The organism is Bradyrhizobium sp. AZCC 1719 (genome assembly GCF_036924525.1).
GTDB lineage: Bacteria > Pseudomonadota > Alphaproteobacteria > Rhizobiales > Xanthobacteraceae > Bradyrhizobium.
Genome location: NZ_JAZHRU010000001.1, coordinates 1,329,724 through 1,345,835 on the forward strand (window position 1 = coordinate 1,329,724; position 16,112 = coordinate 1,345,835).

General features: G+C 60.1%; 10 protein-coding genes. 5 read left to right on the forward strand and 5 right to left on the reverse strand.

Translation table 11 applies throughout. The features are described from left to right. Positions 1-27 precede the first annotated feature (27 nt). Together aroB and V1292_RS06440 are read right to left on the reverse strand one after the other, a co-directional pair. Entirely contained in the window at positions 28-1,170 is a 1,143-nt protein-coding gene (aroB, locus tag V1292_RS06435; RefSeq protein WP_334371154.1) for a 3-dehydroquinate synthase, read from the reverse strand. Positions 1,171-1,180: 10 nt separating this feature from the next. Next, a complete protein-coding gene (locus tag V1292_RS06440; protein ID WP_334371155.1) occupies positions 1,181-1,798 on the reverse strand; it encodes a shikimate kinase in 618 nt (205 codons plus the stop codon). A 145-nt stretch (positions 1,799-1,943) separates the two neighbouring features. Between V1292_RS06440 and V1292_RS06445 the strand changes: the two genes are divergently transcribed. The 4 genes from V1292_RS06445 to V1292_RS06460 all read left to right on the forward strand — a co-directional run bounded on the left by V1292_RS06445 (position 1,944) and on the right by V1292_RS06460 (position 6,232). Beyond that, positions 1,944-2,090, forward strand: coding sequence for a histidine kinase (locus V1292_RS06445; protein ID WP_334371157.1), 147 nt, complete (start codon positions 1,944-1,946; stop codon positions 2,088-2,090). Positions 2,091-2,160: 70 nt separating this feature from the next. Then, the gene (gene xerD, locus V1292_RS06450; RefSeq protein WP_334371159.1) at positions 2,161-3,123 is read left to right on the forward strand and encodes a site-specific tyrosine recombinase XerD; all 963 of its coding nucleotides are present in this window, start codon (positions 2,161-2,163) and stop codon (positions 3,121-3,123) included. A 363-nt stretch (positions 3,124-3,486) separates the two neighbouring features. Continuing rightward, positions 3,487-4,449, forward strand: coding sequence for an acetyl-CoA carboxylase carboxyltransferase subunit alpha (locus V1292_RS06455; protein ID WP_334376958.1), 963 nt, complete (start codon positions 3,487-3,489; stop codon positions 4,447-4,449). Positions 4,450-4,744: 295 nt separating this feature from the next. Then, entirely contained in the window at positions 4,745-6,232 is a 1,488-nt protein-coding gene (locus V1292_RS06460; protein ID WP_334371161.1) for a murein L,D-transpeptidase family protein, read from the forward strand. 340 nt (positions 6,233-6,572) lie between these two features. Here the strand turns inward: V1292_RS06460 and V1292_RS06465 are convergent, their stop codons facing one another. Both V1292_RS06465 and V1292_RS06470 read right to left on the reverse strand, forming a co-directional pair. Further along, entirely contained in the window at positions 6,573-8,990 is a 2,418-nt protein-coding gene (locus V1292_RS06465) for a hypothetical protein (protein ID WP_334376959.1), read from the reverse strand. A 796-nt stretch (positions 8,991-9,786) separates the two neighbouring features. Next, positions 9,787-11,184 carry a DUF2235 domain-containing protein gene (locus tag V1292_RS06470; protein WP_334371163.1) on the reverse strand — a complete coding sequence of 466 codons (1,398 nt, stop codon included), beginning with the start codon at positions 11,182-11,184 and terminating at the stop codon, positions 9,787-9,789. Between the two features lie 187 nt (positions 11,185-11,371). Here V1292_RS06470 and V1292_RS06475 point away from each other — a divergent pair, with 187 nt between their 5' ends. Then, complete coding sequence (locus tag V1292_RS06475) at positions 11,372-12,679, forward strand: hypothetical protein (protein WP_334371165.1); 1,308 nt, start codon at positions 11,372-11,374, stop codon at positions 12,677-12,679. A gap of 425 nt (positions 12,680-13,104) precedes the next feature. Here the strand turns inward: V1292_RS06475 and secA are convergent, their stop codons facing one another. Then, a complete protein-coding gene (gene secA, locus V1292_RS06480; RefSeq protein ID WP_334371168.1) occupies positions 13,105-15,942 on the reverse strand; it encodes a preprotein translocase subunit SecA in 2,838 nt (945 codons plus the stop codon). Between the last annotated feature and the right edge of the window lie 170 nt (positions 15,943-16,112).

The following is a 16,112-nucleotide window of genomic DNA, read 5'->3' on the forward strand; positions in this document are numbered from 1 at the left end:
CTTGCGTCAAGCCGCCCGATAATCCCGTCATCCCGACAACTTCTGTTGCAGGAAATCGCGAACCAGCGCCGGCTCGACGTCGTTTGCAACCACCGCGCGGCCGATCGCCTGCAGCAGGATGAAGGTCAGCTTGCCGCGCTTGACCTTCTTGTCCTGCGCCATCAGCGCCATCAGGGCGTCGGCATCGGCCAGCCCTTCCTGGGCAAAGCCTGCGATGTCCTGCAAATGGGTCGGCAGGCCAACGGAAGCAAGATGGCGCTCGACCCGGGTGGCGTCGGTCTCGGAGATCATGCCGAGTTTTGCTGAAAACTCCGCCGCCAGCACCATGCCGACGGAAACGCCCTCGCCGTGGAACAGGCGGTCGGAAAAGCCGGTCGCGGCCTCCAGCGCATGGCCGAAGGTGTGGCCGAGATTAAGCAGCGCGCGCTCGCCATTTTCTCGCTCGTCGCGGGAGACGATCGCGGCCTTGGCGCGGCAGGAGGTTGCAATCGCGTGCTCGCGCGCCGCACCACCGGAGAAGATGTCGGCATGGTTTGCTTCGAGCCAGGTGAAAAAGGCTTCATCGCCGAGCACGCCATATTTGGCGACCTCGGCATAGCCGGAGCGGAACTGGCGCGGCGACAGCGTGTCGAGCACCGACGTATCGGCGATCACCAGCACCGGCTGATGAAACGCGCCTAGCAAATTCTTGCCCTGCGGCGAATTGATGCCGGTCTTGCCACCGACCGAGGAATCGACCTGTGCCAAAAGCGAGGTCGGCACCTGCACGAAATCGACACCGCGGCGCAGGATCGCCGCCGCAAAACCGGCGAGATCGCCGACCACGCCGCCGCCGAGCGCGATCACCAGATCGTTGCGCTCGATCTTCGCCGCGATCAGCGCTTCGGAGACCTTTTCGAGACCGGCATAGGTCTTTGATACCTCGCCTTCCTCGACGATCACGCGTGACGTCGGGATGCCGGCTTCGGCAAGCGAGCGCTCGGTTTGCTCCAACCAGTGCTTTGCGACGGTGCGGTCGGTGACGATGGCGGTGCGCACGCCGGGGCGCAGCGCAGCGACGCGCGCGCCGAGCGTATCCAGCACGCCGCGGCCGATCACGATGTCATAGGCGCGGTCGCCGAGGGCGACGTCGACCGTGATATCGGCGGAATGTTTCAGCGGCGCAGTCATGGCGTGACGTTCATCCCGTCGGTTGTTGGTGGGCGGCCGGGGCGCCGGCACACAGCCGGGCGCGCAGGGCCTCGATGCATTCGTCGACGATTCGATCGTGCGGCACGTCGCGAGACAGAATGGTCACGTCGGCGCTCCGGTAGACCGGCTCGCGCGCTTCGAGCAGACGGCTGACGGTGGCAGTCGGATCCTCGGTCTGCAGCAGCGGCCGGTCGGCGCGGCGCCTCACGCGCTTCATGATGATGTCGACATCCGCCTTGAGCCAGATCGAGACCGCCTTGTCGCGGATGCGGTTGCGGGTCTCCTCGCGCATGAAGGCGCCGCCGCCGGTGGCGATCACGGCCGGACCGCTATCGAGCAGCCGTGCAATCACCCGCGCCTCGCCGTCCCGGAAATGCGGCTCGCCATGGGTTTCGAAAATATCCGGGATCGACATCCCGGCGGCCGCCTCGATCTCGATATCGGCGTCGAGAAATGGCAGCCTCAGCCGCGCCGCCAGGCGGCGGCCGATGGTCGACTTGCCGGCCCCCATCATGCCAACCAGCACAACCGAACGCCGTGCCAGGGCCGACGTAATGTCGGCCTCCTGGGGGGCGCTCGCCTGGGCCGGTGCGACGGTCTCGGACATCAAAAAAACTCTGTGGTTTCGCGGATTTCCACCGCTCCGCGACACCTATACTACCCCGACTGACGCGGTTGCCAGAGACTCTTGCCACGGGGAAGGGAACATGTTGGATGATTTCATTGGTTAATTTCGCCGCCCCGAGCCCTCTATGCCCAGTTTGTTCCGCTTTCTGACGGTCGTCGGCATCATCGCCGGGGTGATCTATGGCGTGATTTTCGCGCTGGCGAATTTCGTCAATCCAACCCCCCGGGAAATAACGGTCACCATTCCCGCAGACAGGTTCCTCAAGAAATAGCCGCTATCGTCTGTTTTGTGGATGGAGAAACGAACTTGAGACACCTCCGTGACGGAGATGGCGGAGGACAATGCGTTCCAGCAAGACGGCCTCAGATGCGAAACTGATCAACCTGTTCCTCGACATGCTCGCGGCGGAACAGGGGGCGGGCGACAACACGCTCGACGCCTATCGGCGCGACCTCACTGATTTTTCCGAATTTCTTGGGCAAGCCGGCCAGAACTTTACCCGTGCCGGGACCGACGTGCTGCGCGACTACCTCGCCGATCTCGACACCCGCGGCTTCAAATCCTCCAGCGTGGCGCGGCGGCTGTCGGCGATGCGGCATCTGTTCCGCTTCCTGCTCAACGAGCGCATCCGCGCCGATGATCCGGCGGCGATCCTGTCCGGTCCGAAACGCGGCCGCGGGCTGCCGAAGGTGCTGTCGATATCGGATGTCGACCGGATGCTGACGCGGGCCAAGGAATTGACCGAGGCCGAGAACGCCTCGCCGCAGCAGCGTCTGCGCGCGATGCGGCTGTATTGCCTGCTCGAAGTGCTCTACGCCACCGGCTTGCGCGTCTCGGAACTGGTGGCATTGCCGCTGTCGGCCGCTCGGCGCGATGCCCGCATGATCATGGTGCGCGGCAAGGGCAACAAGGAACGGCTGGTGCCGCTCAACGAAGCCTCAAGGCAGGCGATGGCTGATTATCTCGCCGCCATGGAAGCGCTCAAGCCCGAGAAGAAGAAAAACGCCGCCGCATCGAAGTGGCTGTTTCCCTCCTTCGGCGAGAGCGGCCATCTGACGCGGCAGCACTTTGCGCGCGACCTGAAGGAACTGGCGGCGGCGTCAGGCCTCGCGCCGCGGCTGGTCTCGCCGCACGTGCTGCGCCACGCCTTTGCCAGCCATCTGCTGCATAACGGCGCGGACCTGCGCATCGTGCAGACCCTGCTCGGCCACACCGACATCTCGACCACGCAAATCTATACCCATGTGGTCGAGGAACGGCTGAAGAGCCTGGTGCGCGACCTGCATCCGCTGGCGGAGAAGTAGGTCCGCGCCCCGGACGCTGCGCAGCACCGCAAGCGCGTTTGCGCGCGTCTTCGACCGCTATGGTGATGCGCTGCTGAGCCGGGGCCCACCCCGCGATGAAAATGGGTCCCGGCTCTGCGGCGCGGCACTTCACGCCGCACCGCGTCCGGGACACGGAGATATCCCCGCGCGCGCCTCATTCGCCTTGACTTCCGCGGCTTCTCCCCCGAAACAGCCATCCCGCCCGCGGCCTTGTTTGGCGCGCTTTCGGCAAACCGGGTTACCCGGACCGAGATGCGCGCTAAATCATTGAAGATGCGTGCTTTCTTGGGGCGAATCGAAAACCGCTTCGCCTCGCAGCGCGTGGTTACCTATATTGTCTTGATGCCGGAACAGATGCGCAGCTATCTCGACTTCGAAAAACCAGTCGCCGAACTCGAGTCCAAGATCGACGAATTGCGCGCGCTGGCGGCGTCCGGCAGCGACATCGGCGACGAGATTGCGCGCATCGAGGACAAGGCCTCCCAGGCGCTGGCCGATCTCTACGCCAATTTGACGCCGTGGCAGAAGACGCTGGTGGCGCGCCATCCACAGCGCCCGCACTTCACCGATTTCATCAGCGCGCTGGTCACCGAATTCACGCCGATGGCGGGCGACCGCAAATTCGCCGAGGACGAGGCCCTGGTGGGTGGCTTCGGCCGCTTCCGCGGCGAGAGCATCTGCGTCGTCGGCCAGGAAAAGGGCGCCTCGACCGAGGGCCGCATCAAGCATAATTTCGGCATGGCGCGGCCTGAAGGCTATCGCAAGGCCGTGCGGCTGATGGAGCTGGCCGACCGCTTCGGCATTCCCGTGCTGTCGATCGTCGATTCCGCCGGCGCCTATCCCGGCATCGGCGCCGAGGAACGCGGCCAGGCGGAAGCGATCGCGCGCTCCACCGATGCCTGCCTGTCGCTCGGCGTCCCCAATGTCGCGATCGTCACCGGCGAAGGCATGTCGGGCGGCGCCATCGCCATCACCACCGCGAATAAGGTTTTGATGTTCGAACACGCGATCTACAGCGTGATCTCGCCGGAGGCGGCCTCCTCGATCCTGTGGCGCGACGGCACCAAGGCGCAGGAAGCCGCCACCAGCATGAAGATCACCGCGCAGGACATGCTGCGATTCGGCGTGATCGACCAGATCCTGAAAGAGCCCGCCGGCGGCGCCCATCGCGATCCGGCCGCCATGATCTCGGCCACCGGCGATGCCATCGCGGAGGCGTTCAACGACCTCCGCAATCTCGACGCGGATGCTGTCCGCCGACATCGGCGACAGAAATTCCTCGATATCGGCCGCAAGCTCGGCTGATCGCTTCGTCCCGCATCTGATCTCGCTTGATGCGGTCGCCCCCGAGCCTACTGGCCCCAATGATTAACGACCTCTAAACGGCCATTATTTTCGCCAGCGCGCATGATTCGGCCGCAATTAGGCCCCGAGCCCGGTCTTTAGTTTCTGTTGACCATGCCTGCCGCAGCAACCGCTGGACGGCCCCGTTCGGGTTGCGGCGCAGGGGGGCAATGGATAATATTTTAGACAATGGCTTCAGGGCATGTCGCTGTTGATTTGGGGTGCGAGAATGCCCGGTGGGTGTGGAGCTTAGCCTTTGATTAACCGCTCGCTGGTTCGCGCGCTTGTCACGTCGGCTGTCCTCGTGGGCGCAGGCGTGTTGATGGCCGGCTGCAACAGTGACGGCATCTCGCTGGCCAACAACGCCAAGGCCAACCAGCCGGTCCCACCAAAACTGATCGCCGACATGACGGCGAAGGACATGGACCTGCAGTCCCCGATCCTGGTCCGGCTGTTCAAGCAGGAAGCCGAACTGGAGATCTGGAAGCAGGACCGCTCCGGCCGTTTCGCGCTGTTGAAGACCTACCCGATCTGCCGCTGGTCGGGCGATCTAGGCCCGAAGGTTCGCGAAGGCGACCGCCAGGCGCCGGAAGGCTTCTACTCGATCTCGCCGGCGCAGATGAACCCGCAGTCGGCCTATTACCTCTCCTTCAACACCGGCTATCCCAATGCGTTCGACAAAGCATTGGGACGCACCGGCTCACAGTTGATGGTGCATGGCGACTGCTCCTCGCGCGGCTGCTACGCGATGACCGACGAGCAGATCGCGGAAATCTATTCGCTGGGCCGCGAATCCTTCTTCGGCGGCCAGAAGTCGTTCCAGTTGCAGGCCTATCCGTTCCGGATGACGCCGGCCAACATGGCCAAGCACCGCAACAACCCGCACATGCCGTTCTGGAAAATGATCAAGGAAGGCAATGATCATTTCGAGGTGACGCGGCAGGAGCCGAAGGTCGATTTCTGCGAAAAGAAATACGTGTTCGACGCGGCCAAGCCGCCGAACGCGACCAAGGACCCGGTGTTCGACGCATCGGCCAAATGCCCGGCCTATGTGATATCAGATGAAATCGCCGACGCCGTGCGCGAGAAGCAGGCCACCGATATTGCCGAGACCGCGCGGCTGATCGCAAAGGGAACGCCGGTGGCGCGGATCAACACCGGTATCGACGGCGGCATGCACAGGGTGTTCGCCGCCAGCGTGCCCGAAGGCAGCACCGGTCTTTCGGAGCCCGGCGATGGCTCAAGCCTGTCGCTGATGGCGCGCGCGCCAGGCACCGTTCCCTCCCACGTCAATCCGCCGAAAGCTCCAGCTCCGTCTGAAAACCTGCTGAGGGGTCCGCCGGAGCAGCCGAAACTGGCCGCAGTACCGGCTGCGCCTCCTGCCTCTGCCCCAGCTTCGACGCGGGTCGCCAATGCGGCGCCGACTGAGCAGAATGACGGCTTCTTCTCCAGCCTCGCCCGCAAGGTCGGCCTGGGCGGCGCAGCCGACGCCACCGCCAGCACGCCGCCGTCCAAGCCGAAGGCGGCGACCGAGGCCAAGCAGCAGCCGCGTCCTGAAGCCGCTGCGCCGAAGACGACGGCGGCAGCGAAGCCCGACGTCAAACACGCCGCCGCCAGCCGCCCGCCGCTGAAACCGTCGCTGTCGGATGCTCCTCCCGCTGCGGCCAAGGACAATCAGGTCGCGGGCTCCGCGCCGATCGTGTCCACAAACTCGTTCGATAGCCGCTTCGGTGCGGTGAAGTAGCGCAATTTTCGCCAAGACATTTCTCGTGGCTGTCGCCGGAGCGCGCAGTCACCCATATCCAGCAATCTCGGCCGTTCGAGGGATCGCAGCCCTGGCCACGCGCAACAACTGACGTGGGGACGGGTTGTAGCCTTGCGGCGACGGTGACCGGGTGCGTCAGGTGTTGCGGATGAAGACGCCGCTAGAGCCTTTTCGGTTCTGATTGAATCAGAACCGGGCTCTAGACTTTTGTTTTGACGCGTTTTCTTGACGCGAACCGGTGTCCACCCCGGATCAAGTCCGGGGCAGGCTTTCGCTGGAAAACACTCTAATCCTTAGGTCAGCAGCCGCTAGCCTCGGGTCATGAGGCCGCTTCATCCCGAGCTACAAGCCCCGGCCCCGCGACCGGCTTCGCTGCGGGCAAGACGATGGGGTTAGCCCAGCGGCGCGCGACCACCACGATGGCGCATACCACATAGAAGCACAGGCCCAGCGCATAAGTCTTAGCAATGCCGAACTGGATCGAGAGGGCCATGCCCAGGACCGAGGCAAGCATCGACGTAATCCCGTTGGTGCTCCAGAAGAACGGCAGGAGATCGGCATGACGGCGCCAGATTGAGAGCCCGAGGGGAAACATCATCCCCATGCAGAACGCTGGGGGCGCCAACAGGAGGACTGAAATCAGAATGCGCATGTCGGTTGGCTCCGACCGCGCCCACTCCGTGACAAAGGGAGTAAGCAACCCTGCCGCTACGAGCGTGGTCAACAGCGCTGCAATCCTTACGAAGGTCGCGCGCGGTCGCGCACCGACCGTGGCGCTTCCGATTCCGCTAAAGAGCAGAATGGTGAAAAGCACCACGCTCAGCCCGTAGACGGGATGTCCGAGAAACACCATCAGGCGCTGCATCTGCGATATCTCGATGAGCATGAAGCCCATCCCGATTGCGCTGAAATAGCCGACTGGCGGCGCCAGCGTCGACAATGGCATCCGCCTCGCAAGACGGAAGAAGGGCAAGACGATGTAATATCCGCACGCGCAGAGCGCTATGATGATGAGCACCACCGTCACGCTGATCGCGGCATTGTTCTGCAGCGCACCCGGCGACTGGATATTCACGAAATCGCCGAGACGCGATGTGAAGAAGAAGAACGGATTGTCGTCCGTCGAGGGAGCGATATTCTCCGGCAGCGAATCGAAGTAAGCCGCGTCCGCCTTGCCGGACAACAACACCGAAGTGACGGAGTCAAACTTGACGTCCGGCCCAAGCAGTATCTTGAAGCCCTGCGCCTGGAGTCGCTCGCGCGCGGCCTGCCATTGCCCGTCGGTGAACGCATCCGGACGGGTAATTACCGTGACAATGTTGCCAACGTTCAGCGCAATGACGTGTCGTGACAGCTCGGCCGCAGGTGCTCCTTTGCGCTGAAGCGCGCTTGCTGCGATCGATACAAGGCGATAAAACTCGCCACGATGAAATTTCGGATCGTACCAGCGCGAGACCGAGAGAATCCCGCCCGGCTTGAGCGCCCGGTAGAAATCATCCCACGCCTCCACCGTGTAAAGGCGATTTTCCGTCAGCGTCAGACCGCCCGCCGCTGTCGCGGCCCACGTATCGATCAGCGATATCTGAACAAGGTCGTATCGATCGGATGAATGGTTGATGTAGCTTCTGGCTTCGGCATTGACCAGGGATACGCCCGGCTGGCGATCGAGATGGCCGGAGAAATCGGCGAATTTGTCGGTGAGGACCTCGAAGATCGCCGGGTTGATCTCAATTCCGCGTATCCGCTTGGCGCCGAAAAGCAGGCCGGAGAGAATATCACGGCCGCCACCGACGCCGACGACGGCGACGTCATCCGGTTGCTGCACCAGATACGCGCCATTGATCACGTCGTCCTTGAGGTAGGAGAGCTTGCTCAGATCGCCGTCGAACCTTGTGATAGGGGTCCCCGCATCCGCGTCGATATCGAGGTAGTGCTGATCTATCTTGACGTTCGACTCACGGGCGAGCCCCCACCCGAACGGCTCAATCTCTCCGAGGGGCCTTACCCTGATGCGCGAGTAGGTATTCCAGCGCTCGAACAATGTGCCGCTCTGCTGGTCCCCCTTGGCCCAGACCACGCCGAGATGGCTGCTGCCGGTCAGGGCGAGGCTGGTATGCGCGGCGGCCACGACGGCAAGCACCACCGCGATGGTCCCGCTCAGGCGCAAGGTTCTGACGTCATCGCCATTTCGCACGACCATCCAGCCGGCAGCGGCAGCTAAAGCGCCGATCCAGAGCGTAGCGCTCACCGGATCGATTACCAGCAATATGAAAATGACACCAAGGCATCCGACCGCGGCTCCCAAAAGATCGGACGCATAAAGCCAGCCGCCCCGATAGGGCAGCCGCGTCAGCAAAAGCGTGATGCAGACCCCGCCCTCCGTGAAGGGACTTATGAAGGCCAGGATTGCCAACGCCAGAACGATCGGCACGTATGCGGCGGGCACCACGAGCGGCGCGCACAGAAAGACGAGCATCGCGCCGACACTGCCAATCGCGAACCACGATGCGTGGTGCGCGAATTCCACGCCAACCCGCTCGGGAGCGTATCGTTCAGGCTTGCCATAGACCTCAATCGCCCCCCGCGTGAGCCCGAGCATGGCAAGTGAGATGGCGGCGAAGGCGAAATGATAATACAGCATCACGCTGAAGAAGCGCGTGATCAGGATCTGGTAAGAAAGCGTTGCCGAGGCAAGCGCAAAAATCGCCAGATAATAACGGCCTGGAATGCGGGTCATGGTTTGCAAGGCGCTGTCCTCGAATCGGGCTCCAAACAGAGCCTTCCAAGTGCGTCCTGACCGGCTCGCGCAAATGCGCAACCGCTACGATGCCCCGCAACTTCCTAACAACCGGTTGACCGGCCTGCGGACTTTCGGGTGCCGGCCATAGCCGGAGAGATCCCGAACTCAATGCTTGGCGAAAACTTGCGGGCAGTCTGGTCCAACAGTCTGCCGGCACAGGTTACCCCTCCCTGGCGAAAGTACGCTACGATACGTAGAATTTTCCCAATCATCTCACTTTTGGGAGGAAAACGTGGCTATGGAGCTAAGGAGGAGAGTATTTGAGCTGCTTACGGCCAAATCCTAATAAGAAGTTTTAAGGCTCCTGAAATAGCAACCTGGATCTGCGAGACATATCCACAAGAGGCAGCAGCAAAATTGGAAAGCAGCTCCTTCATCAAGGATCGAAAAGAGCTAACGAGCCAACTAGTTGCCGAGATCGGAGCAAGCAGACTGAAATGGCTGCTTCGATACAACCAATCGAGAATTACACTAGCCTTTCGCTTGCTCTGCGTCAGCCTCGTCACCGAACATAAAGAACATCATTGCCTCCACAGGCGGTTGGATGTTCATCGGCTGCCGTCGGATTAGCGACTTGGGCTTTAACGATTGCGATCGCTTGGGAGCAGATGCTGTCGCAAAGCGCATCTTTAATAGATTCGCAACGATGGCGTTGACGGCGTTACCGACGGTTTTCGAAATCGGCGGTTTAGATGGCCTAAATCAGCCCGGCTAGCTGGCTGCACTAGAGTAGTCAGAAAAATGTTTTTGCGTCCTTATGCTCCTTGAGATTTGAAGGGCGATAGTCTTCGTATCGGTCATAATTCAACACCTTGCCGGCTTGCAGCCGCTCTAGCACCGTAGGATGAAGCGGAGCATCATTCCTGAGGTTGCGAACAGCCCTCTTTGCGTACTTGAATACGCTGCTGCGTGTTTCGTCGTGCTGAGGGCCCGTGGCGTCAGGATATAGATGCAGCAAGGAAGGGTCATATTTCAAACCTACAGCCACCGCAGCGTCGAGCATCCATTTCAACGAAATATCGGAGAGCCGAGACTCATTCTCGTGATAACTCCCTCCTATGTCAGAGTGATTGCCTGCAAACCACAGCTGCTCGAACCATCGTGGTTCAGAGTTCTTCCAGACCCCAGGTTCACCCCACTGGACCCGCTGAAATGAATCTCTTGCCTCATCTATTGAAAGCGCATGCCGTGCGAAATTGACGTTCCGGTTGAGAGTCCGATCGTAAAAATTCATGCGGGCCTCGGTAAGGTGCAGCGTCCTATACCAAGGAAACCCTGGAAGACCGAATGCTACCCGTATCCTCATAAGAAAATTCGAGAGATAGCCGATAACGCCGACGGCAACGGTCAACCCCACGAACCATTGCCACCACAGAGTTGTAATCCCAAAGAAGTAAGACAATGCCCAACAGGCAGCCAAGCCCACAAGGGCTGTTACCAATGGCACAAGAGCGATCAGCCCTGCCAATGCAATTGGGTTAGATAGGGAGGCGACCGTGTCGAAAACGCCTATAAAATAAGGATAGACGTTCGGCCCGTCGGCGTGTGAGGACCCGTACTGTTCGCGAAAGCGACGGGCGAGTGCGTCCCGCTGATCCAGCAGTTCGAGCTGCCTTGTTGATGAACGTGCTGGATCCCACGAGCTAGTATGCTGGTAAATGTTGCGAACAGCTTCCTTCGCAATCTTCTTTGAAGTTCTAGGATCGTGTAAAAGCGGCGACCCGTCTTTCATTTGCGTGGGAATGCCACATTTGCATATGGTCGCTGCTAGACAGCGGATCGTGTAGGCGCCACGGCTGAAACCGAACAAAAAGATCCGGTCGCCGGGGCGCCAGAGACGTATCACGGCAGCATAGCAATCGATGATGTTGCCGGTTAGGCCGAGGCCTAGAGCTTGGCTGATTAGATTGTAAGAGCGGGCCCAAGTAGAGGCGAGCCATCCGCTATCCGGAGGCAAGGTTCCGATACCCGGATCATAAAATGCGACCTGCTCCGCTGGGTCGACAGCTCGATCAGGGCCGCACCTTGTCGCTCGGTAAAGCTTGTAAATGTTGCTGCGATCTTCGTCGACTAGCACTCCGCCTCGCTGGCCGGTGCCGTCCGAATAAATCACTATGTTCCGACTGCTCATATCTGCACTCCGCAAACAGAGGTTGTGGAGCTTATTACTGATTCGTGCATTACGGTGCGGCCAAGTGCCGGATTTTTCCACGTGTCGTACTCGGTCGCTCAGAGGATCAAGTCGTTATGACACTTGATTGTGCTTGTTAGGTCTGCTGTGCTTGGTGCTATTTCAGGTAGCAATGAGAGACATCATCATGATTTCAGTGCAGGATGTTCTTAATACTCTCAATCAGCGGCCCTCGAATGTCGAGGAATCCGAACGACTTTTGAATATGCTGAAGGTTGGGGCGGAAGCAGAGAAGGCAAGCGCCGAGATCGATAAACTTGAACACGAAGCCCGAAGGGCGGAGCAAGAAGCAAACAAGGCGGCTGTGGACGCTAGTCTCGCTAAGAGACAAATGAGACTGCAACTCATCTCCACTTTGGTAGCACCGTTAGTACCGATAGCGGCTCTACTGACCGTCGTCGCTACACTCTACTCTTCTCATCAAACTCTGCTGGAAGCACGAAGGACCGAAGAACGAAAGGCAGTAGAGGCCGCCAAGGAAAAAGAGCAGCAAGAGTGGGAGTCCTTTGCCTCAGCCTTTAATGACGGTGGCTTAGAGAGAGTATTGACCCGTCCATCACTTATTCTCAAGCTCACCCGCTACTCCAAAATGCCGGAATACCGGAAGCAAGTAGCGCTATTGAGTAGATCATCTTTTGCGGCGATGAAATCAAGCGACACTTTCAAGGAGGCTTGGAGCTCCATCTTCGGAGAGGTGGATGACGACAATTTCGATGCGGTCGTGTTTATTGCAAAATCGCATAGGCGCACTTACGAGGAACTGGTGGCAGAGTGCGGAAAAATTGATGTGCCGTACGACAAATTGCCGGAGTACAAAGCCTACATGTTATTCAGATCGGTCGGCCCGTGCGTCAATGCCTTGAATCGGAACGCTGTACTTCAAGCGTATGCGAGTGACCCTGAGCTTGCAAAAAAAGTCGTCGATCTCAAAGACCGAACCCTAAGCGAGAGCATAATGGTCCACCTGCTTTCGGAGGCGATTTCTGTCTACCTAAGGAGCAAGGCAAATATAGGATCAGGAAGCAAGGAGTTGGATCTCTCAAGCATCACATTCAACAATGCAAACCTTGACAATGTCGATTTTTCAAAGATGCGATTGTCGCAGACAGATATCTATATTTCTAGTGTAAAGGGATCTCTTCTGACTGCGCCGAGCGAGAGAATGACATCATATTTCAGGGGGACTGCATGGTGGGAGGCGGGCGCAATTGATCAAAGGACTTTGGGCACGCTAGTAGCGAATTCATATCCTGGAAGCGCCGTGCAGAATATCAATCGCAGTGGTCAGCCAGCGGATATGTTCATTTCCGAAGCTGACTACCGAAAAGAGATTGAGCGTCTTTGCACTAGCAAAGCTCCCGCTTGCAGCCCGGCCTGTATAAAGTATGGCACTGAAGTACCGGCGAAAATGCCAGACACATGTTCGGCGCAGTAGATTAATTCACAACCGATCTGTCTCAGCATTCCTGCCGAGGTCTTACCGTGGCGATCCCGCTCACGATAGCGGATGTAGTCATCAATGACGGCTGCGAATGATTTGGATTTCGGCGGCAAGCCTTGTTCGAAGCGCTGTTCTATTTGGAACAGCAATCGGCGGCCAAGGTCGATAGCGGTCTGTTCGTTGGTGGTCTTCAGCGAGCTCCAAATGTATTCTCCTGAAGCCGACGTGCGTAGCCGTGCGTAATAGATGCCAGAGCGCTTGAAGATCGTAAGCCGGCCATCGTCAAGATAGCGAGCGCCTTCCATCCGTGGTGCCCCTGAACTTCGGCAAGCACCACCAGGATTGGAAGCGTTTCAATGCCTAGCGGACCTATAGGCAAAAATAGCCGGGAAAATCCGCTAAGTTATTGGAATCATTGATCACGCGTACCGCCCGTGGCAGTGCTTGTACTTCTTGCCGCTTCCGCAAGGGCAATCCTCGTTGCGGCCGACCTTGCCCCAGCTTGCGGGGTTTTTCGGATCGCGGTCGGCGGCCGGAGCCTGGGGCACCAGCGAGGCGTTGGCAAAGGCCATTTCGTCTTCGCCGGTATTGGGATCGAACTTGTGCGCTTCCATCGCCGGCAGCACCGGCTGCTGCTCTTCCGGCGGCACGATCTCGACGCGCATCAATTGCGCCGTCACCGCCTCGCGCAAATGCGCGGTCATTGCCTCATACAGGCCGAAGGCTTCCGACTTGTATTCCTGCAAGGGATCGCGCTGGCCATAGCCGCGCAGGCCGATCACCTGACGCAGATGATCGAGCATGATCAGGTGCTCGCGCCAGAGGTGGTCGAGCGTCTGCAAGAGGATGGTCTTCTCGACGTAGCGCATCACGTCGGGACCCCATTGCGCGACCTTGGCCGCCATGTGCTCGTCGACGCGCTGCTCGATCCGCGTCAGCAGTTCCTCGTCCGCAATGCCTTCTTCCTTGGCCCATTCGTCGACCGGCAGGTCGATGTCGAGCACGCGCTTCAATTCTTCCTTGAGGCCGGCGACATCCCATTGCTCGGCATAGGCATGCTCGGGCACATGCTTGGTGACGATGTCGTCGATGAAGTCGTGACGCATATCCGTGACCATTTCGGCCACGCTGTCGCTCCTCATCAGCTCGACGCGCTGGTCGAAGATCACCTTGCGCTGGTCGTTCTGGACGTTGTCGAACTTGAGCAGGTTCTTGCGGATATCGAAGTTGCGCGCCTCGACCTTCTGCTGCGCCTTCTCCAGCGCCTTGTTGATCCACGGATGGATGATGGCCTCGCCCTCCTTCAGGCCAAGCCGCTGCAGCATGGTGTCGAGCCGGTCGGAGCCGAAGATCCGCATCAGATCGTCTTCCAGCGACAGGAAGAACTTCGAGCGTCCGGGGTCGCCCTGGCGGCCGGAGCGGCCGCGGAGCTGGTTGTCGATGCGCCGGGATTCATGGCGCTCCGAGCCCATGATGTAGAGCCCGCCAGGCTTGGTCACGGTCTTGGCCGCCTTAGAGCCCTTGGCAGGCTCGAGCTCCACCACTTCCTCTGCCTTCAGCACGATCTCGCGGAAGCGCTCGATGTCGGCCTTGATCTGTTCGATCTTTTTGGCCTTCTCGGCCTCGTCGGTGATGTCGGCGGTCTCCTGAAGGATCCGCATCTCGAGCGAGCCGCCGAGCTTGATGTCGGTACCGCGGCCGGCCATGTTGGTCGCGATCGTGATCGCGCCGGGCACGCCGGCCTCGGCAACGATATAGGCTTCCTGCTCGTGGAAGCGCGCGTTCAGCACCGCAAACAGTTTTGCCGGCTTGCCGGCGCGCGCGGCGGCATAGAGCTTCTCCAGCGCGGCGTCGTTGCCGAAATCGATCTGCTTGTAGCCGTGCTTCTTCAGATAGTCGGCCAGCACTTCCGACTTTTCGATCGAGGCGGTGCCGACCAGCACCGGCTGCAGCCGCGCATTGGCGCGTTCGATCTCGGCCAGGATGGCGGCGTATTTCTCGGTCTGGGTGCGGTAGACCTCGTCGTCCTCGTCGAGACGCGCCACCGGCAGATTGGTCGGGATTTCCACGACCTCGAGCTTGTAGATGTCGAACAATTCGTCGGCTTCGGTCGCGGCCGTACCGGTCATGCCCGCGAGCTTTTCGTACATCCGGAAATAGTTCTGGAACGTGATCGAGGCCAGCGTCTGGTTTTCCGGCTGGACCTGAACGTGCTCCTTGGCTTCCAGCGCCTGGTGCAGGCCTTCCGAATAGCGCCGTCCCGGCATCATGCGGCCGGTGAACTCGTCGATGATGATGACTTCGCCGTCGCGGACGATGTAGTCCTTGTCGCGGGTGAACAGCGAATGCGCCCGCAGCGCCTGGTTGATGTGGTGCACGACCGAGACGTTCTCGACGTCGTAGAGCGACTCGCCCTTGAGCTGGCCGGCGTCGCGCAGCAGCGTTTCGATCTTCTCCATGCCGGCTTCGGTCAGCGTCACCGTGCGCTGCTTCTCGTCGACCTCGTAATCGGTCTTGTCGAGCTGGGGGAAGAAGGTATCGATGGTGTTGTAGAATTCCGAGCGGTCGTCGAGCGGGCCGGAGATGATCAGCGGCGTGCGCGCCTCGTCGATCAGGATCGAGTCGACTTCGTCGACGATGGCGTAGAAATGGCCGCGCTGGACCATGTCCTCCAGCCGGTACTTCATGTTGTCGCGTAGATAATCGAAACCGTATTCGTTGTTGGTGCCGTAGGTGATGTCGCGCGAATAGGCATCCTTGCGCTCGCCATCGTCAAGACCATGGACAATGACGCCGACAGTCAAGCCGAGGAAATTGTAGATCTGGCCCATCCATTCGCTATCGCGGCGGGCGAGATAGTCGTTGACGGTGACGACGTGGACGCCCCGGCCGGCCAGCGCGTTGAGATAGACCGCGAGCGTCGCCACCAGGGTCTTGCCTTCGCCGGTCTTCATCTCGGCGATGTCGCCCTCATGCAGCACGATGCCGCCGATCAACTGGACGTCGAAATGCCGCTGGCCGAGGGTGCGCTTGGCGGCTTCGCGGACGGTGGCGAAGGCTGGAACCAGGATGTCGTCGAGCGTCTTGCCGTCGGCGAGCTGCTGGCGGAATTCGGCGGTGCGGGCTTTCAGCGCCTCATCCGAGAGTTTCGCGAGTTCGGGCTCAAGCGCATTGATGGCGTTGACGCGGGATTGGTATCCCTTCACCCGCCGGTCGTTGGCGGAGCCGAAAAACTTGCGGGCGAGCGCGCCGATCATGCCAATTCCTGCCTTTGCCGTTACTTGCGTTGCAAGCCGTGATGGACCACCAAATTGCCTATCAACTCACCGTGACGCACGGCGGCAAATACCCCGTTCCGGGGCGTCATCCGCCTAATGAGTGGGAATTAAGCAATCCAAGGTTCAACGGCAAAAAACGCAGTAAAATA